Annotated in this window: 25 protein-coding genes, 1 tRNA gene and 1 other annotated feature; all 26 genes read left to right on the top strand. The window is 39.0% G+C overall.

What is annotated here, in order from left to right:
* Positions 1–41: 41 nt before the first annotated feature.
* The 26 genes from sdhA to tig all read left to right on the top strand — a co-directional run bounded on the left by sdhA (position 42) and on the right by tig (position 26,680).
* The gene (sdhA, locus tag ACFFHF_RS02865; RefSeq protein ID WP_340904824.1) at positions 42–1,802 is read left to right on the top strand and encodes a succinate dehydrogenase flavoprotein subunit; all 1,761 of its coding nucleotides are present in this window, start codon (positions 42–44) and stop codon (positions 1,800–1,802) included.
* Between the two features lie 2 nt (positions 1,803–1,804).
* Positions 1,805–2,566, top strand: a complete 762-nt coding sequence (sdhB, locus tag ACFFHF_RS02870; protein ID WP_160546684.1) for a succinate dehydrogenase iron-sulfur subunit — start codon at positions 1,805–1,807, stop codon at positions 2,564–2,566.
* A 119-nt stretch (positions 2,567–2,685) separates the two neighbouring features.
* The gene (locus ACFFHF_RS02875) at positions 2,686–3,150 is read left to right on the top strand and encodes an acyl-CoA thioesterase (RefSeq protein WP_160546685.1); all 465 of its coding nucleotides are present in this window, start codon (positions 2,686–2,688) and stop codon (positions 3,148–3,150) included.
* 136 nt (positions 3,151–3,286) lie between these two features.
* A complete protein-coding gene (gene gerE / locus ACFFHF_RS02880; protein ID WP_009796032.1) occupies positions 3,287–3,511 on the top strand; it encodes a spore germination transcription factor GerE in 225 nt (74 codons plus the stop codon).
* 178 nt (positions 3,512–3,689) lie between these two features.
* The gene (locus tag ACFFHF_RS02885; RefSeq protein WP_160546686.1) at positions 3,690–4,139 is read left to right on the top strand and encodes a MarR family winged helix-turn-helix transcriptional regulator; all 450 of its coding nucleotides are present in this window, start codon (positions 3,690–3,692) and stop codon (positions 4,137–4,139) included.
* A gap of 10 nt (positions 4,140–4,149) precedes the next feature.
* Positions 4,150–4,947: a glutamate racemase gene (gene racE / locus ACFFHF_RS02890; protein ID WP_160546687.1), complete on the top strand. Its 798-nt coding sequence runs from the start codon at positions 4,150–4,152 to the stop codon at positions 4,945–4,947.
* Between the two features lie 107 nt (positions 4,948–5,054).
* On the top strand, positions 5,055–6,125 hold the full coding sequence (locus ACFFHF_RS02895) for a GerMN domain-containing protein (RefSeq protein WP_160546688.1): 1,071 nt from the start codon (positions 5,055–5,057) through the stop codon (positions 6,123–6,125).
* A 114-nt stretch (positions 6,126–6,239) separates the two neighbouring features.
* Positions 6,240–7,010, top strand: coding sequence for a ribonuclease PH (rph, locus tag ACFFHF_RS02900; RefSeq protein ID WP_340904808.1), 771 nt, complete (start codon positions 6,240–6,242; stop codon positions 7,008–7,010).
* Positions 7,007–7,609, top strand: a complete 603-nt coding sequence (locus tag ACFFHF_RS02905) for an XTP/dITP diphosphatase (RefSeq protein ID WP_160546689.1) — start codon at positions 7,007–7,009, stop codon at positions 7,607–7,609. The genes rph and ACFFHF_RS02905 overlap by 4 nt, the downstream gene beginning before the upstream one ends.
* A gap of 4 nt (positions 7,610–7,613) precedes the next feature.
* Positions 7,614–8,129: a YfcE family phosphodiesterase gene (locus tag ACFFHF_RS02910; protein WP_160546690.1), complete on the top strand. Its 516-nt coding sequence runs from the start codon at positions 7,614–7,616 to the stop codon at positions 8,127–8,129.
* A gap of 126 nt (positions 8,130–8,255) precedes the next feature.
* A tRNA-Arg gene (locus ACFFHF_RS02915) sits at positions 8,256–8,332 on the top strand.
* Between the two features lie 319 nt (positions 8,333–8,651).
* Positions 8,652–9,629, top strand: a complete 978-nt coding sequence (locus ACFFHF_RS02920) for an ABC transporter ATP-binding protein (RefSeq protein ID WP_377057581.1) — start codon at positions 8,652–8,654, stop codon at positions 9,627–9,629.
* Between the two features lie 8 nt (positions 9,630–9,637).
* Positions 9,638–10,654, top strand: coding sequence for an ABC transporter ATP-binding protein (locus ACFFHF_RS02925; protein ID WP_340904805.1), 1,017 nt, complete (start codon positions 9,638–9,640; stop codon positions 10,652–10,654).
* A gap of 93 nt (positions 10,655–10,747) precedes the next feature.
* Entirely contained in the window at positions 10,748–12,508 is a 1,761-nt protein-coding gene (locus ACFFHF_RS02930) for an ABC transporter substrate-binding protein (RefSeq protein WP_160546693.1), read from the top strand.
* Positions 12,509–12,587: 79 nt separating this feature from the next.
* Complete coding sequence (locus tag ACFFHF_RS02935) at positions 12,588–13,553, top strand: ABC transporter permease (protein WP_340904804.1); 966 nt, start codon at positions 12,588–12,590, stop codon at positions 13,551–13,553.
* Positions 13,554–13,563: 10 nt separating this feature from the next.
* Entirely contained in the window at positions 13,564–14,481 is a 918-nt protein-coding gene (gene opp4C, locus ACFFHF_RS02940; protein WP_340904803.1) for an oligopeptide ABC transporter permease, read from the top strand.
* Between the two features lie 346 nt (positions 14,482–14,827).
* Positions 14,828–15,733, top strand: coding sequence for a branched-chain-amino-acid transaminase (ilvE, locus tag ACFFHF_RS02945; RefSeq protein WP_340904802.1), 906 nt, complete (start codon positions 14,828–14,830; stop codon positions 15,731–15,733).
* Positions 15,734–15,741: 8 nt separating this feature from the next.
* Positions 15,742–15,987, top strand: a binding site (T-box leader).
* Positions 15,988–16,085: 98 nt separating this feature from the next.
* Positions 16,086–17,801, top strand: a complete 1,716-nt coding sequence (gene ilvB, locus ACFFHF_RS02950) for an acetolactate synthase large subunit (protein WP_340904801.1) — start codon at positions 16,086–16,088, stop codon at positions 17,799–17,801.
* Positions 17,798–18,316: an acetolactate synthase small subunit gene (gene ilvN / locus ACFFHF_RS02955; protein ID WP_160546696.1), complete on the top strand. Its 519-nt coding sequence runs from the start codon at positions 17,798–17,800 to the stop codon at positions 18,314–18,316. The genes ilvB and ilvN overlap by 4 nt, the downstream gene beginning before the upstream one ends.
* 36 nt (positions 18,317–18,352) lie before the next feature.
* The gene (gene ilvC / locus ACFFHF_RS02960) at positions 18,353–19,375 is read left to right on the top strand and encodes a ketol-acid reductoisomerase (protein WP_160546697.1); all 1,023 of its coding nucleotides are present in this window, start codon (positions 18,353–18,355) and stop codon (positions 19,373–19,375) included.
* Positions 19,362–20,885: a 2-isopropylmalate synthase gene (locus ACFFHF_RS02965; protein ID WP_377057582.1), complete on the top strand. Its 1,524-nt coding sequence runs from the start codon at positions 19,362–19,364 to the stop codon at positions 20,883–20,885. The genes ilvC and ACFFHF_RS02965 overlap by 14 nt, the downstream gene beginning before the upstream one ends.
* A 31-nt stretch (positions 20,886–20,916) precedes the next feature.
* A complete protein-coding gene (gene leuB / locus ACFFHF_RS02970; RefSeq protein WP_160546699.1) occupies positions 20,917–22,029 on the top strand; it encodes a 3-isopropylmalate dehydrogenase in 1,113 nt (370 codons plus the stop codon).
* Between the two features lie 74 nt (positions 22,030–22,103).
* Positions 22,104–23,516, top strand: a complete 1,413-nt coding sequence (gene leuC, locus ACFFHF_RS02975; RefSeq protein ID WP_160546721.1) for a 3-isopropylmalate dehydratase large subunit — start codon at positions 22,104–22,106, stop codon at positions 23,514–23,516.
* Positions 23,517–23,532: 16 nt separating this feature from the next.
* Complete coding sequence (gene leuD / locus ACFFHF_RS02980) at positions 23,533–24,123, top strand: 3-isopropylmalate dehydratase small subunit (protein ID WP_160546700.1); 591 nt, start codon at positions 23,533–23,535, stop codon at positions 24,121–24,123.
* A gap of 97 nt (positions 24,124–24,220) precedes the next feature.
* Positions 24,221–25,261, top strand: a complete 1,041-nt coding sequence (locus ACFFHF_RS02985) for a tetratricopeptide repeat protein (protein ID WP_160546701.1) — start codon at positions 24,221–24,223, stop codon at positions 25,259–25,261.
* Positions 25,262–25,396: 135 nt separating this feature from the next.
* Positions 25,397–26,680 (top strand): trigger factor, encoded by a 1,284-nt coding sequence (gene tig / locus ACFFHF_RS02990; RefSeq protein ID WP_160546702.1) that lies wholly within the window; start codon positions 25,397–25,399, stop codon positions 26,678–26,680.
* Positions 26,681–26,703 lie beyond the last annotated feature (23 nt).

Raw genomic sequence — 26,703 nt, forward strand, 5'->3', positions numbered from 1 at the left:
GAACGGGATATACATTGATATTAGTTAGGGAGTGACTCACGATGGGTAAAGGAAAGGTGATCGTAGTCGGCGGCGGTCTAGCTGGCTTAATGGCAACAATTAAAGTTGCAGAAGCAGGGAGTCCGGTCGAATTATTTTCATTAGTTCCAGTAAAACGTTCGCACTCTGTTTGTGCCCAAGGTGGTATTAACGGAGCTGTAAATACAAAAGGTGAAGGTGACTCTCCATGGGAGCACTTTGATGATACAGTATATGGCGGTGACTTCTTAGCGAATCAACCACCAGTTAAAGCGATGACAGAAGCAGCACCAGGAATTATCCATTTGCTTGATCGTATGGGTGTTATGTTCAACCGTACACCAGAAGGGCTTTTAGACTTCCGTCGTTTTGGTGGAACACAGCATCACCGTACCGCTTTTGCTGGTGCAACAACAGGACAACAGCTTTTATATGCATTAGATGAGCAAGTACGTCGCCACGAAGTAGCTGGTTTAGTTACAAAATATGAAGGCTGGGAATTTCTTGGGTCAGTAATTGATGATGAAGGGGTTTGCCGTGGGATCGTTGCTCAGAACCTCACATCAATGGAAATTAAGTCATTTGCAGCAGATGCTGTTATTTTAGCTACTGGTGGGCCTGGGATTATCTTTGGTAAGTCAACAAACTCAGTGATAAATACAGGCTCTGCAGCGTCTATTGCATACCAACAAGGTGTGTACTATGCAAATGGAGAATTCATTCAAATTCATCCAACAGCGATTCCTGGGGATGATAAATTGAGACTTATGAGTGAGTCTGCTCGTGGGGAAGGTGGACGAGTATGGACGTACAAGGATGGAAAGCCTTGGTATTTCTTAGAAGAAAAGTATCCAGCATACGGAAATCTTGTACCGCGTGATATTGCTACTCGCGAAATCTTTCACGTCTGTGTTGACTTGAAGCTTGGTATTAATGGGGAAAACATGGTTTATCTGGATCTTTCTCACAAAGATCCAAAAGAACTGGACATTAAGCTCGGTGGTATTATCGAAATCTATGAAAAGTTTATGGGTGACGACCCACGAAAAGTTCCTATGAAGATCTTCCCTGCGGTTCACTATTCCATGGGCGGTCTTTGGGTAGATTATGATCAAATGACAAACATTCCTGGGTTATTTGCTGCTGGAGAGTGTGATTATTCTCAGCATGGAGCGAATCGCCTTGGGGCGAACTCCTTATTATCAGCTATTTATGGAGGAATGGTAGCCGGTCCGAAGGCGCTCGATTATATTAGTGGTTTAAATAAAACGGTTGATTCAATTTCTTCCTCCGTCTTTGATCGTTTTGTAAAAGACGAAGAACAAAAGTGGAATAAGATCATGACTTTAGATGGTAATGAAAATGCTTATGTTCTTCATAAAGAGCTTGGTGAGTGGATGACAGACAATGTAACCGTTGTTCGCCACAACGATAAACTATTAAAAACAGACGAAAAAATTGTAGAACTACTAGAGCGCTATGAAAAAATTAATATTAACGATACAGCTAAGTGGAGCAACCAAGGAGCTATTTTTACACGTCAGCTTCAAAATATGCTTCAGCTAGCAAGAGTAATTACGATCGGTGCATACAACCGTAACGAAAGTCGTGGTGCCCACTATAAACCGGAATTCCCAGAGCGTAACGATGAGGAATTCTTAAAGACAACCATGGCTAAATTTGTGGACGCGAAATCAGCACCACAATTCCATTATGAAGAGGTTGACACTGGATTAATTGCTCCACGAAAGAGAGACTACTCTAAGAAGAAAGGGGATAACTAAACATGTCTGAAAAAAGAACAGTCGTTTTTAAGATTACAAGACAGGATAGTCCTGACACAGCCCCTTATGAAGAAGAATTCGAGTTAGACTATCGTCCAAATATGAATGTTATTTCTGCTTTAATGGAAATTCGTAGAAACCCAGTAAATAAGCAAGGGAAGCAGACCACTCCAATCACTTGGGATATGAACTGTTTAGAGGAAGTTTGTGGTGCTTGTTCCATGGTGATTAATGGAAAGCCAAGGCAATCATGTACTGCTCTAATTGATCAGTTAGAACAACCGATTCGTTTAGAGCCAATGAGAACTTTCCCTGTTGTTCGTGATTTACAAGTTGACCGCAGTCGTATGTTTGATTCTTTAAAGAAAGTGAAAGCTTGGATTCCGATCGATGGCACATATGATCTGGGACCTGGACCGCGTATGCCAGAAAGAAAACGACAATGGGCGTACGAGCTATCCAAATGTATGACCTGTGGTGTTTGTTTGGAGGCATGTCCGAACGTAAACAGCAAATCAAATTTCATCGGTCCTGCTCCTCTATCCCAAGTTCGATTATTTAATGCTCATCCTACGGGTGAGATGAATCGAGCAGAGCGTCTGGATGCAATCATGGGTGATGGTGGGCTCGCGAATTGTGGAAACTCACAGAACTGTGTTCAGTCCTGTCCAAAGGGTATTCCTTTAACAACATCTATTGCTGCTTTAAATAGAGATACTACGTTCCAAGCTTTTAAAAACTTCTTTGGAAGCGATCAAGTTTAAGAACAGTTACCTTCAACCCCTTTGTATATCAAAGGGGTTTTTCAATTGTCAAAAGATATAGCCCCTTGTATAATCAAAGAATGAACATTCATTCATTTTTGGTATATAAGGAGGATTATATGAAAAAGGTAAGCTATATCCACGATTTTGAAACTTGGGAACAAGGTTTCACCTATTCTAATAAAATAAAAGTTCGATTTTCAGAGACTGATATGTTTGGACATATGAACAATACGGTTCCATTTGCATATTTTGAAGAATCACGCATTGGGTTTTTTAAACATATTGGTCTTATGCAGGATTGGGTGCAAAAAGAAAGTACGACGATCCCAATTGTTGCTGACCTACAGTGTGATTTTCTTAATCAGGTTTTTTTTGACGATATTCTTGTTATTTTTGTGAAAATCGAATCGGTTGGGAACACATCTATTGACCTTCATTACTTGGGAAAGAAGCAAAACGGAGATGTATGTTTTGTAGGAAGAGGAACGATGGTGCAAATGTGTAAACGCACTGGAAAGGGAGTTCCTTGGACTGAAGTAACGAGGGATCGTTTTAAACAATCAAACAAAATTCTATCATAGTATTTTCTTAAAAATGAAAATGCTTTCTTTCAAGAATTATAGTCACTACAAACACCTGATCTACATAAGATATGGTGACTAAATATATACCCATCCCGCTGTTCATAGCTGGCGAAGGCAAGGAGGGTTACAATACTTGAAGGAGAATGAATATACTCACAAGCCGTTACTCACCAAACGTGAAAGAGAAGTGTTCGAACTGTTGGTACAAGACAAAACAACAAAAGAGATCGCGGGAGAACTTTTCATAAGTGAAAAAACGGTTCGTAACCACATTTCGAATGCCATGCAAAAGCTTGGTGTTAAGGGGCGATCACAAGCTGTTGTAGAGCTCCTTCGAATGGGAGAGCTAGAACTATAATTCTAGACCGGCTTTCATCATGGAAGCCGGTTTACGATTGTCTCCAAATACATTCATAACATACATTTCTATACTTCCTTCTTGAATTTTAGTGAGAAAAAGGTGAAAATAGTTTAAAAGGCTAGATATGATTATTATATAGTCATGATCTGAACTCTCAAATAGGGGTTGTGTATTTATGAAAGTAGAAGAATCAAAAGAGATAGAGATTTTTGCTGATATTGAAAAAGATTTGCGTTATATTGCTGGAATTATCAAGCAAAAGGGTAGAGAAATTTTAAGTAACTATACCATTACTCCACCTCAGTTTGTCGCTCTTCAGTGGTTATTTGAAGAAGGAGATATGACGATTGGTGAACTTTCAAATAAAATGTTTCTTGCGTGTAGCACGACAACAGACCTAGTTGACAGAATGGAAAAAAACAAACTGGTTATGCGTGTAAAGGATCCGAATGATCGCCGTGTAGTTCGTATTCACCTTTTAGAAGAAGGAGAACGAATTATTGACGAAGTGATAAAGAAGAGACAGGTATATTTGCAGGAGGTTTTAGTTAACTTTTCTACCGAAGAAGTGATTCTCCTAAAAAATAACTTAATGAAATTACATCAAGAAATGAAAGAAGAATGAGGCGAGATGTTTGAATCAACCGATCGGAGTAATTGACTCTGGGGTTGGCGGATTAACTGTTGCGAAGGAAATTATGCGCCAACTGCCAAATGAGCAAATCCTCTATGTAGGAGACACTGCAAGATGCCCGTACGGCCCGAGAAGCGGTGAAGAGGTAAAGAAATTCACATGGCAAATGACAAATTTCTTAGTAAATAAGGGAATTAAGATGTTAGTAATTGCATGTAACACTGCAACAGCCGTTGCCTTAGAGGAAATTCAAAATGAGCTTTCCATTCCTGTTATAGGTGTCATTTACCCAGGTGCTAGAACGGCTATCAAGGTAACAAAAAACCATCAAATTGGGGTCATTGGTACGGTTGGAACGATTAAGAGCAATGCATATGAGATGGCCTTGAAATCGATCAATAAGAAATCTAGGGTTACTAGTCTTGCTTGTCCGAAGTTTGTTCCTCTCGTTGAAAGTGGAGAAGTAGATGGACCCATTGTGAAAAAAGTGGTAGCCGAGACGCTTGCGCCAATAAAAAATAGGGGCCTCGATACACTTATTTTAGGCTGCACACACTATCCATTGCTTGAAAAGATCATAAAGAAAACGATGGGTCCTACTGTGTCTGTTATTAGCTCTGGTGAGGAAACAGCACGTGAGGTAAGTACCATTCTTTTTTATAATGGGTGGCTAGCGCTGAATAAGGACGAGCCCCAGCATCAGTTTTTTACGACCGGATCAAAGCCAATTTTTCAACGAATCGCTACTAGCTGGTTACATGCAGGTGAATTGAGTGTAGAAACCATTAAACTATCTTAATGGAAGTCTCCAATTTGGAGGCTTTTTTTTATTTTTTTCTAGTAATCGGTCTATTTTTTTAAATGGCTCGTATACATGTAGTACAAACTGTCTTGGAGGGATTATGGATGTCAAAGCATAAAAGTACGAAAATTGTATCAGCAGTCATTGTTTCGTCCGTTTTATTATCTGGATGTGGTTTATTAGGAGGAGAAAAAAAAGAACAAATCGATCCTCCAAAAACAGTCACATATACAGAAGATAATGGAACAGCAACAGTAGTAGAAACGGCTGCTTCAGAAAAGAATGGTGAAGAAGTTGCAGAAAAAGGCGTTATGACCGAATTATATTTAGTAGATAAAAATGGCTATGTTGTACCACAATCCATTGATCTTCCGAAAACGGAGTCAGTGGCTAAGCAGGCTGTAGAGTATCTAGTGCAAAATGGTCCAGTTACAGAAATGTTACCTAATGGATTTGCAGCGGTTATTCCAGCTGATACTGCAGTATCTGTGGATATAAAGGAAAAAGTAGCAACTGTAAATTTCTCCAAAGAATTTAAAAATTATAAGCCAGAAGACGAAATGAAAATTGTTCAATCCATTACTTGGACGTTAACTCAATTTGATTCTATTGATAAAGTAAAATTAAAAATGAATGGGCATGAACTAACTGAGATGCCAGTGGGTGGCATGGCGCTATCAAAGAGTGGTTTAACAAGGGATAGCGGTATTAACATGGATACTTCAGAAGTTGTTGATATTACTAATACTAGAGCACTAACTGTGTATTACCTTGGTGGAGAAGAGGGTTCATACTACTACGTACCAGTTACGAAGCGAATTAGTAATGAGGAAAGCGATAATATTAGTGCGGTAGTAGAAGAACTTGCTAAAGGACCGGCTTATTCATCTAATTTGTTAAGTGAGTTTGTTTCTGATGTTGCGCTCTTGGATAAGCCAGTTGTGGAAGATGGAAAAGTAACATTAAACTTTAATGAATCAATTTTTAATAAAGCGGAAGATAAAATTGTTTCTAAACATATTTTAAATTCCCTCGTACTTTCTTTAACGGAACAGAAAGGAATTGAAAGCGTAGCTGTAACGGTGAATGGAAAAGCAGAACTTGTAAATGATAAGGGAGAAAAGCTTTCCGAGCCTGTAACTCGTCCAGAAAATGTGAATACAGGTAGTTTTTAATAAATTGTTTTTTGATATACTATATAATAACCAAGTTGAGGAGGCCGGTTATCCGCCTCTTCTTTATTTGGATTTCTACGAATTTAAAGTGAGTCTTTTAAAGGAGGAAATATAGTGAGGACTGATGGTCGTCAGGCATCTGAGATACGCCCTATACATATTGATACTGAATATCTTATTCATCCAGAAGGGTCCGTACTAATTACTGTTGGTGATACGAAGGTAATATGTACGGCTAGTATAGAGGAGCGGGTCCCTCCTTTTATGAGAGGAGAAGGAAAAGGCTGGATTACGGCTGAGTATTCCATGCTGCCAAGGGCTACACAAACAAGAAATATCCGTGAGTCATCAAAAGGTAAGGTTTCAGGAAGAACAATGGAAATTCAGAGGCTCATTGGAAGAGCGCTAAGAGCAGTCGTTGATCTTGAAGCCATTGGTGAAAGAACCGTATGGATTGACTGTGATGTTATCCAGGCAGACGGTGGAACGAGAACAGCTTCGATAACAGGAGCGTTTGTTGCAATGGCACACGCCTTGAATAAATTGCATAAAGATAGAAAACTTTCAAAGTATCCAGTGGTTGATTTCCTAGCTGCTACGAGTGTTGGTATACTTGAAAACAAAGAAGTTGTACTTGATCTTAATTATATCGAAGACTCTGCGGCGCAAGTTGATATGAATGTTGTTATGACAGGGAATGGTGAATTTGTTGAGCTCCAAGGAACGGGTGAGGAATCTACATTCTCTTACAATGAACTTCAGGATTTGTTGAAAATTGCTCAAAGTGGAATTACAGAGTTATTCGAAGCACAAAAGAGCGTGCTAGGAGAAGCGGTTGTTAAGAAAATTGAGGAAGCAAGGGTTAAAAAAGGTGCGAAGAAATGAAAGAAGTAATCATAGCAACAAAGAATAGTGGAAAGGCCAAAGAGTTCGTAAGGATGTTTGAGCCTCACGGGTTTCAAGTGAAAACACTCCTTGATTATGAGGAGATTGAGGATATAGAAGAGAACGGAACGACCTTTGAGGAGAATGCCATAATAAAGGCAGAAACGGTGTCAAAGCAATTGAATCGAGCCGTTATTGCTGATGATTCAGGTCTAGTGATTGATGCACTTGACGGGAAACCAGGTGTTTACTCTGCTCGGTATGCAGGAGAACAGAAAAGCGATGAAGACAATATGACGAAAGTGTTAAGGGAATTAAATGGAGTTGAACCCTCAAAGCGTACGGCGCGTTTTTATTGTGCCTTAGCACTTGCTGTTCCCGGTCAAGACACGGTCACTGTACATGGTACTTGTGAGGGCGTGATTTTAGATGAGAAGCGGGGGACTCATGGCTTTGGGTATGACCCTATATTTTTTGTGAAAGAAAAAAATAAAGCGATGGCAGAGCTTTTACCTGAGGAAAAAAGTAAGATAAGCCATCGTGCTGTAGCTTTGAGTCATTTAGCAAAGCTACTACCAGAAGTGTTTAAGGGAGAGTAGTCCAATGTCAAAGGTGCTTATTGTAAGTGATAGTCACGGTTTAACGGAAGAATTGAATGAATTAAAGAAGCGTCATCAAGATGTTGAAAAATTTATTCATTGTGGTGATTCAGAGCTTTCAAAAAATGATGAGGCCATTGACCAATTTATTGTAGTTAGGGGAAATTGTGATTACGAGTCTCTATTTCATAATGATGAGGTTATTGATTTTCAAGGAACAAAATTTCTAGTGACCCATGGCCATTTATATAATGTGAAATCAACATTAATGAACTTAAAATATAAAGCAGAAGAAGTGAATGCTAATATCGTTTGCTTTGGTCATTCTCATCTATTAGGAATTGAAAAAATCGGTAACATTTTGTTTTTAAATCCTGGTAGCTTGAGGCTTCCTAGAGGCCGCGATGAGAGGACGTATGTGGTTCTAAACTTTACAGAACAAATAGTCGATTTACATGTGTATGATTTTGATCAGGGAGAAATAGTACAACTTCGACAAAGCTTTCAACTTCACATATAATCACTTTCATCATATACTATTCGAAGGAGAGAAATCTCCTTTGAATAGTGAAATAATAATTTTGATTTTAAGTGTTGACTTTTGATAATAAGCCTACTATAATAAAAAATGTCCTAAAGAAAACATGTCCCAGTAGCTCAGCCGGATAGAGCATACGCCTTCTAAGCGTACGGTCGGGAGTTCGAATCTCTCCTGGGACGCCATTTACACACCAATAAATATATATTACGCTATAGAAAGTGACGACGTCATTTTTATAGCGTTTTTTTCTATTTTTATATAATTTTACTTGCCAATAATTTTTGATAAGAAGACAGTTCCTATGTAAGGAATTGTCTTTTTTTATGTAAAGCTTTGATGTACTGAAGTGAATCTTTTGTCAGAAAATATCACAATATTTCTAACAATTGTTACTAATTTTAACATTCTATATATTGAAAAAATTTATACATAATAGTATACTTTCTTTCAAGAAGGACGGATACTCAGTCTATTTTTTTAAGGCAAGCGGGGGGTGTGTTGATGTCAGACGTGAAATTGTTGGAGGTCAGTGGATTAAAAACTTATTTTCATTTAGAAAATAAAGCAGTTGCAAGAGCTGTTGATGGAGTAGATTTTTATATCAGGCCTGGAGAAACGGTTGCTCTCGTTGGGGAATCAGGGAGTGGAAAGAGTATTACATCCCTCTCCATTATGAAGTTAATCAATAAGCCGGGAAAAATTGAAGATGGTCGAATTTCTTTCGGCGGTAAGGATCTAGTTGGTCTTAACGATAAGCAAATGACCAATGTTCGTGGAAAAGAAATCGGTATGATCTTTCAGGAACCGATGACCGCCCTAAATCCAGTTTTTACGATTGGAAATCAAATTATTGAGACTCTGATTCGCCATAAAAAAATGACCAAAAATGAAGCGAGGCTTAGAGCAATTGAGCTTCTAAAGGTCGTTGGTTTTCCGCGTGCTGAGGAAACGATGAAGGAATATCCACATCAACTTTCGGGTGGAATGCGTCAGCGTGCTATGATTGCCATTGCTATTTCTTGTGATCCGAAGCTATTAATAGCTGATGAGCCGACAACTGCTCTAGATGTTACCATTCAAGCTCAAATTTTAGACTTAATGGATGAAATGAAAAAGAAATTTAACATGGCTGTATTGTTAATCACACATGATTTAGGCGTAGTGGCTGAATATGCAGACCGTATCATGGTGATGTATGGCGGCCAAATAGTTGAAGAAACAACAATTGAAAAACTGTTCCTGACACCAAAACATCCGTATACTATGGGGCTGCTAGACAGTTTGCCAAGTTTAGAGAAGGAAGTTGATCGACTTGGCGCAATTAAAGGCACTGTTCCTCCTGCGCATCGTTTTCCTGTTGGCTGTAGGTTCTCGGATCGCTGTCCAAAAGTGATGAGCAAATGTCGTGATAAAAACCCGTCTCTATATGAAACGGATGCAGAAGAAAGTCATCGCGTCCGATGTTACCTGTATGAATAAGGGGGAGTATGAAATTGGCAGTCATCGAAAACGAAACAAGGATACATACAGATCAAGATTACATACTTCAGGCGAAAAATATTAAAAAGTACTTTCCCATCAAGGGTGGAATCCTTAAACATACAATTGGACATGTCAAAGCAGTTGATGACGTTAGTCTTAGTGTGTTAAGGGGAGAAACACTAGGAATCGTTGGCGAGTCAGGCTCTGGAAAATCAACACTTGGAAGAGTTTTGCTTCGCTTAATGGATCCGACTGAGGGACAAATCGTTTTTGAGGATCAAGATATAACAAAAATGAGATACCGGAAGCTTCGACCCATTCGGAGAGATATGCAAATTGTTTTCCAAGATCCCTTCGCCTCGTTAAATCCAAAGATGAGCGTGTCCGAATTGATTGAAGAACCGTTAATTGTTCAAACGAACTTAACAAAAGCAGAACGGAAAGAAAAGACAATCACTCTTTTAGAAAAGGTGGGTCTTCGATCGGAGGATCGATTTAAGTATCCACATGAATTTTCTGGTGGACAACGACAGCGTATAAGCATTGCAAGAGCACTAACCTTGAATCCGAAATTTGTTATCTGTGACGAGCCAGTCTCTGCTTTGGACGTTTCGATACAAGCCCAGGTACTAAACTTGATGGCCGACTTACAGGATGAATTTAACTTAACTTATTTATTTATCGCCCATGACTTAAGCGTTGTAAAACACATTAGCGACAGAGTGGCAGTTATGTACTTAGGTCGCATTGCGGAAATAGCGCCGAAGAAGAACCTCTACGAAACTCCATTACATCCATACACACAAGCACTTCTATCAGCAGTTCCATCCACAGACATACTACACAAAAAGGAAAAAATCATATTAAAAGGGGACTTACCAAGTCCATCAAATCCACCGTCAGGCTGTACGTTTCGTACTCGTTGTCCGATGGTTCATGAGAAATGCTCTGAGGTGCGTCCCGAGCTTACAGAGGTGGGAAATGGCCATCTAGTAGCCTGCCACCTTTATACAGGCAAATAAGTGCATTAGGTTATGCACTTAAGGAGGTGGTGCGTGCTTTTTAAATGGTTGATTTAGACAGAAATGTTAAAAATTATAAGAGGGGTGAATGGAATGAAGGCAAAGAAAAGTTGGTTGGTCATGCTGGTGCTTGCACTTGTTTTGGGTGTACTGGCAGCGTGCACAGGAAACAAAGAACCTGCTTCATCAGAGAATGAAGGATCGAGTGAAAAGGATCCGGTAACTGGAGGTACGGTAGTTGGGGCAATGGATACAGCTCCAACAGGTTTGTTTAACCCTATTTTTTACACGGAGGCCTATGAATCTAATATTTTATCATTTACACATGAAGGGCTGCTGACGCAAGATAAGAACCTTGATTTTATTCCTAACTTAGCGAAAGAGTGGACATTCAATGATGATCAAACGGAAGTAACTTTTAAATTAGATGAAAATGCAAAATGGCATGATGGGGAACCATTTACTGCTAACGACGTTGTATTTACTTATAAAACCATTGCGAGCCCGGGATATGTAGAAGCGGGCGGAGTTCGTACGCAATATGTTGAAAGATTGGTAGGTTATGAGGAGTTTTCAACAGGGAAAACAACCGATTTCCAAGGGGTTGTTGCTGTCGATGATCATACAGTTACGTTTAAGTTTGCTCAACCAAACGTGTTGGCGCTATCTGATGCTAGCTTTATGATTATTCCAGAACATATTTTCAAAGATATTCCTGTTGCGGAAATTCCGGAAGCTGGTGCTTCACGCAATCCTGGTGAAGTGATTGGTACTGGGCCATTCCAATTTAGTGAAATGGTGCAAGGGGAGCAATACGTACTTAAGAAATTTGCTGATTATTGGCAAGGAGAGCCTAAGCTTGATAGCGTCATTTGGAAAGTGGTTGACCAAGCTGTTATCTTAGGTTTACTTGAAAACGGTGAAATTGATTTTGTTGCCGATCCAAACGGTTTCCAAGCTGCTGACTATGAAACAGTGGATGCGCTTGAAAATGTTGAAATTGTTGAGCAACCTGACTTCGGTTACCAGACGATGGGGCTGATGCATAATCATCGTTCTAAGGAAGACTCAGAAGCTGGAACCATTAATCCAGCTAACTGGACAGTTAACGAAAAGCTTAAAGACCAAAAAGTCCGTCAAGCGATTGCGTATGCAATTAACCGACAAGGTTTAGTAGATGGTTTATTGTATGGACGTGGAATTGTTCAAAATTCACCAATTGCAACTCAATTCTGGGCTTATGACGATACAACACCAAATCAATATGAGTTTGACCCTGAAAAGGCAAAAGCTCTACTTGATGAGGCTGGTTACAAGGATGTAAACGGAGATGGTTTCCGTGAGGATCCTAACGGCAAGGAATGGGTGCTTAACTTAAATTATCCACTAGGAAACCAAATTCGTGAGCGTTCTGCTCCAATTATTGAAGAGTTCCTAGAAGAAGTGGGAATTAGCATTGACCTTCGACAGCCGAAGGAAGCGGCAGCCTACTTTGAAGATCTAGAAAAGAACAGCCAAGACTGGGATTTATACTTAATTGGTTGGAGCTTAGATAGTACAGATCCAGATCCAAGTGGATTATGGTCATCTATGGCAGGTTACAACTATTCTCGTTGGAATAATCCTGAAGCAGATCAATTGTTAAAGGATGCATTTACTCCTCCAGATGCATTTGAACAAGATTATCGTAAACAAAAGTATAGTGAGTGGCAAGTTGAGTTCGGTGAAGATCTACCAAGCGTGATCCTATATGCTGCCAATAGCTTATGGGCTCATAACAAACGTCTTCAAGGAATCGATGTACTTCCATACTCGTTCTTAAACGATACTCATCTCTGGCATGTAACGGAATAACAATTGTTGAATAGAGAAAAGAGTGATCGGTATTACGCCGCGCTCTTTTCTTATTCTGTAAGAATGGAGGGGGATTTCGGTGTATAAGTATATAATTCGAAGATTACTCATTTTTATCCCTATGCTCTTTGTACTAACTATCTTCGTGTTTGGTCTAATACAAGCTGCTCCTGGTGATCCAATTACCGGGAAAAATTTCGATCCAAATATTGATCCTGAGGTTTTTGAAAGGCAAAAAGAGGCCCTTGGACTGAATGACCCCATTCACGTCCAATATTGGAATTGGGTAACAAAAGTAATGCAGGGGGACTTCGGGGAATCATATATCTTTAAAGGTCGTGACGTTTCCGAATTGATCGGCGAAAGAATTGGAAATACATTTTACTTAGGTATTTTCACGCTTTTTATAACGATTATAGTTTCCATTCCGATTGGAATATACTCAGCAAAAAAGCCGTATTCTATCCTTGATTATGGTGCTACAACCTTTGGATTTTTTGGCTTAGCTGTACCCAATTTCTTTTTCGGCTTAGTTGCCATTTACGTTTTTTCTATTAAGCTGGGCTGGTTACCTTCACAAGGTTCTGTTTCAAGCCCAGGATTAACAGGCATTGAACTATTTCTTGATAAGCTGCAACATTTAATTTTACCAGGATTAACGCTAGGGTTAGCAGGGACAGCCTCTTACATGAGATTTATGCGCTCGGAAGTGCTTGATGTGTTAGCGAGTGATTACATTCGTACGGCTCGTGCAAAAGGAATGACTAACAGAAGTGTATTGTATAAACATACTTTACGTAATGCAATGATTCCGATTATTACTTTATTAGGTTTCGAAGTTGGGATACTACTTAGCGGTGCAGTTATCACTGAAGGGGTATTTCAGTATCCGGGAATTGGAACATTGTTCTTAAGTTCTATTGGGAATCGTGACTATCCTGTCATCATGGCCATAAATCTAATGCTAGGATTTTTCATTCTCCTCGGGAATTTATTAGCTGATATTTTCTACAGTATTGTTGACCCACGAATCCGCTACGATTGAGGTGAGTAATATGGAACTAAAACAGCAGGAAGCGATGGATACAAACATAGAGGTACCTATAAAACCAGATAAAGGAAATAGTCCTTTCCGAATCGCATTAAAACGATTCTTGAAAAATAAGCTTGCTGTCATCGGAGTCTTTGTGTTACTAGGAATCATTTTAGCTGTCACCTTTGCCCCATTGTTAACGGAGCACAGTCCTACAAAGTCTAACCTCTTATTAATTGAACGTCCCCCGAGTGAAGATCATCCACTAGGGAACGATAGTTCAGGGCGTGATAATCTATCAAGACTCCTGTATGGAGGAAGAATTTCACTTATTGTAGGTTTTTGTGCTATGATCTTTACTCTCATCATTGGAGTTACTCTTGGCTCTATTGCTGGGTATTATGGTGGTAAGATTGATGCAATTATCATGCGTGCAGCGGATATGATGCTAGTGTTACCTTTCCTTGTTCTTTGTTTAACCATTGTAGCCATATTGGAAAGAGTAAATGTTGGAATATTTGTAGCTATCATTGCGATCACTTCATGGCCAAACCTAACAAGAATTATTAGAGGTACATATTTATCTCTTCGAGAACAGGAATTTGTTCTAGGAGCAAAAGCGATTGGTGCAAGTGATTTTAGAATAATATTTAAACATTTTATTCCGAATGCAATTGGTCCAATTGTGGTTAATGCGACATTAATGATGGCCACATATATTATTATTGAATCGGGTCTTAGTTTTATTGGATTTGGGATTCCTCAGCCAACGCCGACATGGGGAAATATGATTTCTGAGGCCCAGAGTTTACGTATTTTACGGAATAGTCCGGAAGCGTGGATACCGCCAGGACTAGCCATTTTAACGACTGTTCTATGTATTAACTTTATAGGAGATGGTTTAAGAGACGCGTTTGATCCTAAAAGTAATAGAAGATGAAATAAAGAGCCAACTGAATCATTCGGTTGGCTTCTTTCATTTTTTTACTAGAGATGGAAAAAGAAACTTGAATATTTTTTTAAAAAATTTTAATTTTAGAAATTGTTATTATATCAACATTGTAAGCGGATACAACTAAAATGACTAATCTAAATTATCAAACAATTCGAAAAAATGGGGTTGACGAGTAAATGAAATGGGCGTAAGATAGTCCTCAAATATACAAATCATTTGTAATATTCAAAAGAAAAACAAGGGGTATAAAGAAGTTAATTTTCGTAAAAAATTTTTGTCATTATTTTATTCATTTAAAGCGGGTTAACTTTAATACAAAGAGGTGTATTTCGTGACTGAACAATGGATTTTTTTAAATGGCGAATATGTAACTAAAGAGAACGCCAAGATTTCAGTATACGATCATGGATTTCTATACGGAGACGGTATTTTTGAAGGAATTCGAGTCTACAGCGGTAACGTATTCCGAATGAAGGAACATATGGACCGACTGTACCGTTCAGCAAAGTCAATTATGCTGAATGTGCCATACTCACAAGATGAATTCACAGATATTATCGTCGCTACTGTTGAAAAAAATAAAATTGAAGATGCTTATATTCGCGTCGTAGTTTCTAGAGGTGTTGGTGACCTCGGACTCGATCCAAATAAATGTGCTAAGGCAAATGTAGTTGTTATAGTGGAACCACTTTCGATTTTCCCGAAAGAATTGTATGAAACAGGATTAGAGATTGTGACTGTTGCAACAAGAAGAAACAGACCTGATGTACTTAGTCCAAAAGTAAAATCTTTAAATTATTTAAATAATGTGCTAGTTAGAATTGAAGCACATCTGGCTGGAGTCAGTGAAGCATTAATGCTTAATGACCAAGGGTATGTTGCAGAAGGATCTGCTGATAATGTGTTCATTATTCGCGATGGTTGTTTCTTTACACCTCCAGGCTATATTGGAGCACTTGAAGGAATTACAAGAAACGCCGTTATCGATATAGTAAAAGAATTAGGCTATGAGCTTAAGGAAGAACCATTTACAAGACATGATGTTTACACAGCTGATGAAGTGTTTTTAACTGGAACAGCTGCAGAAGTCATTGCAGTAATAAAGGTAGATGGTAGAGTCATTGGCGATGGTACTCCGGGTGCACTTACGAAGGAATTACTAGTGAAGTTTAGAGAACGTGTCGTTTCTGAGGGTGTAAAAGTATACTCTAAGGAAGCAACTCCCCATGTAAGCTAAGTTAATAGTTAAAAGCGTTGATAAGGAAAAGTAGTTTCATGAAACAATCCTACAGAGAGCCGGGGTAGCTGGAAGCCGGTGGAAATGACATGAAATGAACTCACCTTTGAGCACTGTCTTGAAAATTTAGAGTAAAGGCAGTCGAGTGTCAGACACTCGTTATCAAAACGATCCAATAGTGATCATGAGCGCACGCATTTGCGTGAACAAGGGTGGTACCGTGGATAGGTTTCTCAAGCCTTTCCATCCCTTTAGCCTAGGGTGTAGTAGGCAAAGTAGGGGATGGGGAGGCTTTTTATAATGTTAATTTGTTAGATTATCTAACAAGAATTGAAATAGGGAGGGTCAACAAATGTTGCAAGAAACTGCCTTTACAAAAATGAAGGCTGAAAACGAACCGATTAGTGGTGCAGAGTTAATGCTTGAAGCACTAAAGAAGGAGCAAGTAGAGGTAATATTTGGATATCCTGGAGGGGCAGTTCTCCCAATTTACGATAAGCTCTATGATTCTAAGATTCTACACATACTCCCTCGCCATGAACAAGGTGGAATTCATGCAGCAGAAGGTTATTCTCGAGTAACTGGAAAACCGGGTGTTGTAATCGCAACATCAGGACCTGGTGCTACTAATATTATTACTGGATTAGCTGATGCGATGATGGACTCCTTACCTTTAGTTGTCTTTACAGGTCAGGTAGCAACAGGAGTGATCGGTACAGATGCATTCCAAGAGGCGGATATACTGGGAATTACGACTCCCATAACTAAATATAATTATCAGGTTCGTAGTATTGAAGATATTCCTAGAATTGTGAAAGAAGCATTCTACGTTGCCACAAGTGGACGCCCAGGACCAGTGTTAATCGATATTCCTAAAGATATTGCAGCTGGTACAGCCAATGTGCCTGAGGAGCAGGAAATCGATCTACCAGGTTATCAACCAACAGTTCAACCAAATTATCTTCAGATTAGAAAGCTAACAGAAGCGGTTAGTAGAGCGAAGAAGCCGGTAATTTTAGCTGGTGCAGGAATTCTCTTTGCTGAAGGTTACGAAGAGTTGAAGCAATACGCGGAACAACAAAATCTTCCGGTTGTGCACACTCTGTTAGGACTTGGAGGCTTTCCTGCTGAACATCCATTATTCGCTGGACTTGCGGGTATGCATGGGTGTTATACCGCAAATATGGCACTGTATGAGTGTGATTTACTCATCAATATTGGAGCTAGATTTGATGACCGCCTAACAGGAAACCTTCAACATTTTGCTCCAAACGCAACCGTTGCTCATATCGATATTGATCCTGCTGAAATCGGAAAAAATGTTCAGACTCATATCCCGGTTGTAGCGGATGCGAAAGAGGCGTTAAAGCAGCTAATCGCTCAAGAAGGAAAACCTCCGGTTCACCAGGAATGGTTGGACACGCTAAATGCTTGGAAAAAAGAGTATCCATACTTTTATAAGGAAGATGGTCGCTTAAAGCCACAAAAAGTAATGGAAATGCTTTATGAAAAAACAAAAGGTGAAGCAATTGTAGTAACAGACGTTGGTCAACACCAGATGTGGGCCGCACAATACTATAAGTTTTCAAAGGCAAACCGTTGGGTAACTTCAGGTGGACTTGGAACAATGGGCTTTGGATTACCTGCAAGTATCGGTGCACAATTAGCCTCACCAGATTCGATTGTGTTATCTATCTCAGGTGATGGTGGATTCCAAATGTGTACGCAAGAATTGGCTGTTATTAGAGAGCAAAATCTTCCTGTTAAAATTATCATCCTTAACAATTCTTCGTTAGGAATGGTAAGGCAGTGGCAAGAGATCTTCTATGAATCTCGTTTCTCACACAGTAAATTCTCTGGCCAACCTGATTTTGTAAAGTTGGCTGATGCTTTTGGAATTAAAGGGTATGTCATTGAAGATGTGGCACAGGCTGAAACCATTTTTAATGAAGTATTAACAAATAATGAGCCAGTACTTCTAGACATTCGCATTGATCCAGACGAAAATGTCTATCCAATGATCGCTCCTGGAAAAGGACATCATGAAATGGTAGGTGTGAAACCATGAAAAGAATTATAACTTTAACTGTAATGAATCGCCCTGGTGTGTTAAATCGTATTACTAATCTCTTTTCAAAAAGAAATTATAATATTGAAAGCATTTCAGTAGGTTATTCCGAACAGGAAGGAATATCTCGCATCACTTGTGTTGTTCATGTTGAAAATGATGGTGTGCTTGAACAAATAACGAAACAGTTAAATAAGCAGATCGACGTGATCAAGGTCATGGATATCACAGAGCAATCAATTGTCGCAAGGGAGCTAGCATTAATTAAAGTGGTATCAAACTCTTCGACGAGAAATGAGATTTATTCCTTAATACAGCCGTTTCGAGCATCAGTCATTGACGTAAGCAAGGATAGCTTGGTTATTCAGCTTACTGGTGAATCAGATAAAGTCGAAGCGTTTATCGAATTAATTAAGCCATATGGAATTAAAGAATTGGCAAGAACAGGGACAACCGCTTTCCTAAGAGGGACACAAAAACCTTCTCAAGCGATAAAACCATATTCAATCGTCTAACTAAAAAAAACTTACTAATGAGAGGAAGAAATAAAAATGGCAAAAATGTACTATAACGGAGACGCAAATCAATCATATCTAAACGGGAAAAAGGTAGCAGTTATCGGATACGGTTCACAAGGTCATGCTCATGCACAAAACATGAGAGAGAGCGGTGTGGATGTTGTTATTGGATTAAGACAAGGGAAGTCATGGGAAAAGGCTGAAAAAGATGGTTTCAATGTATATCCAGTAGGAGAAGCAACAGCACAAGCAGATGTAGTTATGATTCTATTACCAGATGAAATGCAACCTAAAGTATATAAAGAGGAAATCGAACCAAATTTAACAAACCAAGCATTAATGTTTGCTCACGGTTTCAATGTTCACTTTAGCCAAATCGTACCACCAGCTACAAACGATGTGCTATTAGTAGCTCCTAAAGGTCCAGGACACCTAGTAAGAAGAACATACGAGCAAGAAGCTGGAGTTCCTGCATTATTTGCTATCTATCAAGATGTAACAGGTAAAGCGAAAGAGCTTGCTTTAGCATATGCATGGGCAATTGGATCACTAAGAGCTGGAGCTTTAGAAACAACATTCAAAGAAGAAACTGAAACAGATCTATTCGGAGAACAAGCGGTTCTTTGTGGAGGTTTAACTTCATTAGTTAAGGCTGGTTTTGAAACATTAGTTGAAGCAGGTTACCAACCTGAACTAGCATACTTTGAGTGCTTACACGAATTGAAGCTAATCGTTGATTTAATGTATGAAGGTGGAATGGAGAACATGCGTTATTCTATCTCTGATACAGCTCAATGGGGTGACTTCGTAAGCGGACCAAGAGTAGTTGACGCTCGCGTAAAAGAATCAATGAAGGAAGTTCTAAAAGACATTCAAGAAGGTAGATTTGCTAAAGGTTGGATCCTAGAAAACCAAGCAAATCGTCCAGAATTCAACGCAATCGTTCAAAAAGAAAATAGCCATTTAATCGAACAAGTTGGTCGCGAGTTACGTGCTATGATGCCTTTTGTCAATAAGGACAAAAAGAAAGAAGTGGTCGTTAGTGCGACGAATTAAAATATTTGATACAACATTAAGGGATGGAGAGCAATCTGCAGGAGTAAATTTAAACCAAACAGAAAAGCTCGAAATTGCAAGACAGCTGGAAAAACTTCAAGTCGATATTATCGAAGCAGGTTTTCCAGCTGCTTCTAAAGGTGATTTTACTTCAGTACAACAAATTGCAAACACGATTAAAGACTGTTCTGTGACGGGGTTAGCAAGAGCAGTTACTTCAGATATTGATGCAGCATGGGAGGCATTGAAGAACGGAGTAGAACCAAGATTACACGTCTTCATTGCAACATCTCCTATTCACAGACAATATAAACTGAAGTTAAGTCAAGATGAAGTTGTTGAGAGAGCTGTTCGAATGGTGAAATACGCTGCACAGAAGTTTCCTATTATTCAGTGGTCAGCGGAGGATGCTTGTCGTACTGAGTTACCTTTCTTAGCTCGAATTATTGAAGAAGTGATTCAAGCAGGTGCGAATGTCATTAACATTCCTGACACCGTTGGTTACATTACTCCGAAAGAGTATGGAGAAATTTTTCAATATTTACACAACAATGTCCCTTCTATCCATAAAGTTTCGTTGTCGGCACACTGTCATGATGATTTAGGAATGGCTATTGCTAATTCATTGGCAGCAGTTGAAAACGGGGCAACACAGATCGAGGGAACCATCAATGGAATTGGTGAAAGAGCAGGAAATGCAGCATTAGAAGAATTAGCAGTAGCCCTTCATATACGTAAAGATTTTTATGATGCGGACACTAGACTGCAATTGAAAGAAATCAGTCGTACTAGTAGTTTAATTAGCAAGCTAACTGGAATGGTTGTCCCAGCTAATAAAGCAGTTGTGGGTAGAAATGCGTATGCTCATGAATCTGGCATTCATCAAGATGGTGTTCTAAAGGAAAAGTCAACGTATGAGATTATTTCTCCAGAACTTGTTGGGTTCCAATCTAACACATTAGTTCTTGGAAAGCACTCTGGGAGACATGCTTTTAGAAACCGATTAGATGAACTTGGGCTATCTGTTGCAGATGAGGATGTCACTCAATTATTTACTGTCTTTAAAGAATTAGCTGATAGAAAAAAAGAGATGACAGACGAAGATCTTGCAGCGATTGTACTCGAGCAAAAGTTATCTAAGGATGAGCGCTTTTATGAACTACTTGCGATTCAGGTTCAATATGGTACGAATCAAATACCTACAGCTACTGTTACGCTGTCAGGAAACCATAATGAAATCATTCAAGAGGCTTGCACGGGAAGTGGCAGCATTGAAGCATTATATAATACGTTGGAAAAATGCGTAAATGGAAGTGTCCATTTACTAGACTACCGAATCCAGTCTGTCGGAGCGGGTAGAGACGCATTGGCCCAAGTGTTTGTAAAGCTTAAGTTTAATGGAGAAGAAACAAGCGGGCGAGGATTGGCTCAAGATGTTCTAGAAGCATCAGCTAATGCATACTTAAATGCGGTGAATCGTGTCATATACATGGCTGCAGTGACCGTTTAATAAATGTACATTTTAATGGAGGGGAAACAAGATGAAGAAGCAGATTGCAGTGCTACCCGGAGACGGAATTGGCAAAGAAGTAACTAAAGGTGCGGTGGATGTACTGCAGGCTATTGGTGATAGATTTGGTCATCAATTTGAATTTGCGTATGGACATATTGGTGGAGTAGCTTATGAAGTAACAGGGAGTCCACTTCCAGATGAGACAGTTGAACTGTGTAAGCAAAGTGATGCTGTGCTTTTAGGTGCGGTCGGGGGGCCAAAGTACGATACTTTGCCTGTACATCTCCGACCAGAGAGAGGATTACTAAAGATTCGTAAAGAGCTTGACCTTTATGCGAACTTGCGCCCAACTACTTTTTATGCGAGTCTAGCTGATTCATCACCCCTTCGCAAAGAAATTATTCAAGACGTGGATATGTTAATGGTTCGTGAATTAACAGGTGGATTATATTTTGGTAAGCCAAGTGAGCGTCGTACAGTGGATGAGAAAGAGGCAGTAGTTGATACTCTTTTCTATAAACGTGAAGAAATGCTTAGGGTTATTGAACTAGCCTTCCAACTAGCGGACAAAAGAGGGAAGAAGGTTACATCTGTTGATAAAGCAAATGTATTAGAATCAAGCAGAATGTGGAGAGAAGTAGCTGAGGAAGTGGCAAAACGCTATCCAGAGGTAAAACTTGAACATATGCTTGTAGATAATGCAGCGATGCAATTAATTAAAAATCCAAAGAGTTTTGATGTTGTTGTTACTGAGAATTTATTTGGGGACATTTTAAGCGATGAAGCTTCTGTATTGACCGGATCTTTAGGAATGCTTCCATCCTCTAGTTTATCTGAAAATGGACCATACTTATATGAACCAATTCATGGGTCTGCTCCTGATATTGAAGGGAAAAATATTGCGAATCCTTTAGCGGCTATTCTTTCAGCGGCAATGATGTTAAGAGTATCGTTTGGTCTAGAAGAAGAGGCAGCTGCTGTTGAAAAAGCGGTTGATGAAGTATTAAATGCAGGACTGCGTACAAAAGATATTTTATCAGAAGGAAAAAAAGCGGTGTCTACTTCAGAAATGGTTGCAGAAGTAAAGGCATGTATTTTAGGCCATGAAACGATTTCAAGTATTATGGGTGCATACGCATAAATTCTGGCTAACAATGAATATCAAAACGACACGGCCTATCGCGCCGTGTCTCTTTTAAAAAGGAGGTCAAAATGATGGGGAAATCAATTATTGAAAAGATTTGGGACTACCATGTTGTACAAAAAGAAGAAGGGAAACCGGATTTATTATACATTGATTTACATTTAGTTCATGAAGTTACTTCTCCACAAGCATTTTCAGGACTAAGAATGAAAAATAGAAAGGTTCGACGTCCTGATCGAACGTTTGCTACGATGGATCACAATGTTCCAACTGTAAACAGAAAGCAAATTAACGATGCGGTGGCAAAAAATCAAATGACGACACTTGAAAAAAATTGTCAAGAGTTTGGTGTTCCATTAGCTGATTTAGATAGCCCTGACCAAGGAATCGTCCATGTTATCGGTCCAGAGCTAGGGTTAACTCAGCCTGGGATGACGATTGTTTGTGGAGATAGTCATACTTCCACACATGGTGCATTTGGTGCCTTAGCATTCGGAATTGGTACAAGTGAAGTGGAGCATGTACTTGCCACACAAACTCTTTGGCAATCCAAGCCGAAAACATTAAAGCTTGAAATTAATGGGAAGCTTTCAAGCGGGGTTACAGCAAAGGATGTTATTCTGTATGTCCTTTCAAAATTTGGAGTTCAGTTTGGAACAGGATACGTTATTGAGTATTGTGGTGAAGTAATTGAAGGTCTTTCAATGGAAGAAAGAATGACCATTTGTAATATGTCAATAGAAGGTGGAGCTAGAGCAGGCTTAGTAGCTCCGGATGAAACGACATTCTCTTATCTAAAAGGTAGAAAATTCGCTCCGAACAAAGAGGAGTTTGATAGATATGTAGAGCATTGGAGTGCTTTTACATCTGATAAAGATGCAAAGTATGATCGAGAAATTGTAATTGATGGTTCTGATATTTCACCGATGGTCAGCTGGGGGACCAACCCTGCAATGACAGCAAAAATAGAAGACGCTATTCCAACAGTTGCAGATTACGAGACAGAAATTGAGAAGAGTACACTTGAAAGAGCGCTTCAGTATATGGGGCTAAATCAAGGGCAAAAAATCGAAGATATTAAAATTCAGCATGTGTTTATTGGATCATGTACGAATTCAAGAATTGAAGATATCCGTAAAGCAGCTGAAGTAGTAAAGGGACAAAAGGTACATCCAAGTGTACGTGCATTAGTGGTACCTGGATCTCAAGGCGTCAAACAACGTGCTGAAGAGGAAGGGTTACATCAAATCTTTATTGAGGCAGGATTTGAGTGGAGAGAATCAGGTTGTAGTATGTGCTTGAGCATGAACGATGATGTTGTTCCAGCTGGAGAACACTGTGCTTCTACTTCTAACCGTAATTTTGAAGGTAGACAAGGAGCGGGAGCTCGAACTCACTTAGTTAGTCCTGCAATGGCTGCAGCAGCAGCACTTTATGGACATTTTGTTGACATTAGAAAATTAACTCCTGTAGAAGTACGATAAGGAGGGAGGAAAAATTATGTTTACTATTTTTGAAGGCGAAGCCGTAGCACTTGATCGTGCACATGTAGATACAGATCAAATTATCCCAAAACAATTTTTAAAAAGAATTGAGAAAACAGGATTTGGAAAATATTTATTTTTCGATTGGAGATATAACAAGGATGGCTCCGATAATCCTGAGTTTGAATTAAATCATCCGTCAAAGAAAAATGCTTCTATACTAATAGCTAACGAAAATTTTGGATGTGGCTCCTCAAGGGAGCATGCTCCATGGGCTCTATTAGATTATGGTTTTAAAGTAGTTATTGCTCCATCCTTTGCCGATATCTTTCATCAAAACTGCCTGAAAAACGGCATGCTTCCTATTGCATTAGAGGAAGAAAAAGTGAAGGTGTTATTAGAAAAAGGGAAAAACCCTAGCTATAAATTAAAAGTTGATTTAGAAAACCAAACAATAAGTGATGCTGAAGGTCTATCAGAGTCTTTCGAGGTTTCTTCTTATTGGAAAAAGATGCTGATTAATGGCTGGGATGAGATTGAAATTACCCTTCAATTAGACGAGCAAATTAATAAATATGAAAAGAACCGAGCATTGTTAACAAAGTAAATAAATGGCCGCAGCACAAGCTGTGGCCATTTATTATTTTGTTTTTATAGTGGTTTCTGCTAAACTTACCTCAGGTTATGAATAAGGGGTATGGTAGATGAAAAAAAGGGAACGGGCTCGTAAGGACGGAAACGTAGTGTTTTTCCCCGATTTAGAAAAGAGGCTTTTCGAAAAAGGGTTAGACTTTATACAAAAAAAGCAATTTAGAGAGGCAATTCCTTATTTTGAAGAAGCAAAAGAGCATGATCAAGAAAACAGTGATATTTGGTTTGCCTTGGTTTTGGCTTATTATGAATCCGGATCATTTGAAAAAGCAAAAGAGTATACAGAAGAGATGTTAAGGATAGGTATCGGTGAGTATTTTCAAACGGTTGATATGCTCATTATGGTTCTTGTCCAGCTAAAAGAATACAGCCGTGTCGTACATACCATTGAGGTGCTATTAGAGGAACATGAAGTTCCAGTTGAAAAATACGAGCATTTTAGAAGACTGCTGGATTTTAGTAGAAGAATGCTTAATGCAGTAGAAGAAAATCAGCCAGTAGAAATAGAAGATGAAAAGGAAATCAAGCAAGTCGCTCCCCAATCACTTAATTTGTTTGACCCAAAGGATGAGAAGGAGCTATTGTTACAAGTGGCTAACCTTGCTCATCAAAATATCCAGCCTGTATTAAATGAAATACGTAACTATCTACAGTCAAGTGAAGGCCAACCTTTTATTAAAACGATGCTCTTACACGTACTTAAAGAACATCAATATCATGAGCCAATAACAGTGACTAAGCTTCAATCCTCAATGGTGTTAATCCCTAAGGATCTCTATGATTTAAGGGATCATCAACAAAAAATAGAGGTCTCAAAGGTTTTAGCAGAACAACTTGAACAGGAAAATCCCACGTTACTAGAACAAGCCATTAGTTTAATAGACCGTCATCTTTTTATATTGTACCCATTTCATTACCCTTCGAATGATATGAGAACACTTGCTGCCGCTTATCATATATTAGTTTTGATGTTTTTCGCACAGGACTATTCGATTGATGAAATGAGTGATGTTTATCAATCATCTGAACAGGATATTGAGACATTATTACGATATATACAAGAAATTGAAGAATTTTCTTATCCTATTATTTAGTCTAGGATGTTGAAACGAAGGCAACCTATGTTATAATGTAGTGGTTGTAATAACTGTATATTAAAAACAAGCTTACATATTCATCTAAATTAGTAACGAATGAAAATGTAAATAGATTTTGGAGGGAAAGTTCGTATGTCTGTGAAGTTTGAAAAACTAGAAGGGAACCAAGGGGTTCTTACAGTTGAAGTAGATGCAGCAAAGGTTAATGAAGGTTTAGACGCTGCATTTAAAAAAGTAGTAACAAAGGTAAATGTACCTGGTTTCCGTAAAGGGAAAATGCCTCGTGCAATGTTCGAGAAGCGTTTTGGAGTTGAGTCTTTATACCAAGATGCAATTGATATTCTTCTTCCGGAAGCTTATGCAAACGCAGTTGAAGAATCAGGTATTGATCCAGTTGATCGTCCTGAAATTGATGTAGAGCAAATTGAAAAAGGCAAGAGCTTTATCTTTAAGGCAACTGTTACAGTTAAGCCTGAAGTGAAACTTGGTGAGTACAAAGGACTTGAAGTAGAAAAAGTTGAAACTGAAGTTACTGATGAGGATGTAGCTAACGAGTTAAAAACTCTTCAAGAACGTCAAGCTGAGCTTGTTGTTAAAGAAGAAGGCAAAGCTGAAAATGGCGATACAGTAGTAATGGACTTTGAAGGTTTCGTTGATGGAGAAGCTTTCGAAGGTGGAAAGGCTGAAAACTACTCACTTGAGTTAGGTTCAGGTCAATTTATTCCTGGGTTCGAAGAGCAATTAGTTGGACTAGCTGCTGGAGAAGAAAAAGATGTAGAAGTGTCTTTCCCAGAAGAATACCATGCAACTGAATTAGCTGGTAAACCTGCAGTATTCAAAGTAAAACTTCATGAAGTAAAAGGAAAAGAGCTTCCTGAGCTTGATGACGAGTTCGCAAAAGATGTGGATGAAGAAGTTGAAACACTTGATGCGTTAAAAGAAAAGATTAAGAATCGTTTAGTAGATTCTAAAAAACATGAAGCAGAGCACCACGTACGTGATACCGTTGTTGACAAGGCAGCAGCAAATGCTGAGATTGACCTTCCAGCTGTAATGATCGATACGGAAGTGGATCGCATGATGCAAGAGTTCGAACAACGTTTACAAATGCAAGGTATGAACCTTGAATTATACTTCCAATTCTCAGGCCAAGATGAAAATGCCCTACGTGAGCAAATGAAAGAAGAAGGCGAAAAGCGTGTGCGTGTAAGCTTAACTCTTGAAGCTATCGCAGCTGCAGAAAATCTTGAAGTTTCTGAAGAAGAAGTAGATGCAGAATTAAACAAAATGGCTGAAATGTATAATATGACTGTTGAGAACATTAGAGCTGCTTTAGGAAATGTAGATGGAATTAAGGGAGACCTTAAAGTTAGAAAAGCTGTTGAATTCTTAGTAGAAAACAGCAAAGCGGTTTAAATCATATTATAAAAAATGAACAA

Source organism: Robertmurraya beringensis (assembly GCF_042433785.1).
Classification (GTDB): Bacteria; Bacillota; Bacilli; order Bacillales; family Cytobacillaceae; genus Robertmurraya_A; species Robertmurraya_A beringensis.

Coding starts and splice junctions, on each gene's coding strand:
- ACFFHF_RS02910 (WP_160546690.1), top strand. CDS start 7,614: ATGTCAAAGGTGCTTATTGTAAGTGATAGTCACGGTTTAACGGAAGAA.
- leuD (WP_160546700.1), top strand. CDS start 23,533: ATGTTTACTATTTTTGAAGGCGAAGCCGTAGCACTTGATCGTGCACAT.
- leuB (WP_160546699.1), top strand. CDS start 20,917: ATGAAGAAGCAGATTGCAGTGCTACCCGGAGACGGAATTGGCAAAGAA.
- ACFFHF_RS02985 (WP_160546701.1), top strand. CDS start 24,221: ATGAAAAAAAGGGAACGGGCTCGTAAGGACGGAAACGTAGTGTTTTTC.
- sdhB (WP_160546684.1), top strand. CDS start 1,805: ATGTCTGAAAAAAGAACAGTCGTTTTTAAGATTACAAGACAGGATAGT.
- opp4C (WP_340904803.1), top strand. CDS start 13,564: ATGGAACTAAAACAGCAGGAAGCGATGGATACAAACATAGAGGTACCT.
- ACFFHF_RS02920 (WP_377057581.1), top strand. CDS start 8,652: ATGTCAGACGTGAAATTGTTGGAGGTCAGTGGATTAAAAACTTATTTT.
- ilvB (WP_340904801.1), top strand. CDS start 16,086: ATGTTGCAAGAAACTGCCTTTACAAAAATGAAGGCTGAAAACGAACCG.
- tig (WP_160546702.1), top strand. CDS start 25,397: ATGTCTGTGAAGTTTGAAAAACTAGAAGGGAACCAAGGGGTTCTTACA.
- ACFFHF_RS02905 (WP_160546689.1), top strand. CDS start 7,007: ATGAAAGAAGTAATCATAGCAACAAAGAATAGTGGAAAGGCCAAAGAG.
- ACFFHF_RS02885 (WP_160546686.1), top strand. CDS start 3,690: ATGAAAGTAGAAGAATCAAAAGAGATAGAGATTTTTGCTGATATTGAA.
- ACFFHF_RS02930 (WP_160546693.1), top strand. CDS start 10,748: ATGAAGGCAAAGAAAAGTTGGTTGGTCATGCTGGTGCTTGCACTTGTT.
- ilvC (WP_160546697.1), top strand. CDS start 18,353: ATGGCAAAAATGTACTATAACGGAGACGCAAATCAATCATATCTAAAC.
- ilvN (WP_160546696.1), top strand. CDS start 17,798: ATGAAAAGAATTATAACTTTAACTGTAATGAATCGCCCTGGTGTGTTA.
- ACFFHF_RS02925 (WP_340904805.1), top strand. CDS start 9,638: ATGAAATTGGCAGTCATCGAAAACGAAACAAGGATACATACAGATCAA.
- leuC (WP_160546721.1), top strand. CDS start 22,104: ATGGGGAAATCAATTATTGAAAAGATTTGGGACTACCATGTTGTACAA.
- ACFFHF_RS02875 (WP_160546685.1), top strand. CDS start 2,686: ATGAAAAAGGTAAGCTATATCCACGATTTTGAAACTTGGGAACAAGGT.
- ACFFHF_RS02895 (WP_160546688.1), top strand. CDS start 5,055: ATGTCAAAGCATAAAAGTACGAAAATTGTATCAGCAGTCATTGTTTCG.
- sdhA (WP_340904824.1), top strand. CDS start 42: ATGGGTAAAGGAAAGGTGATCGTAGTCGGCGGCGGTCTAGCTGGCTTA.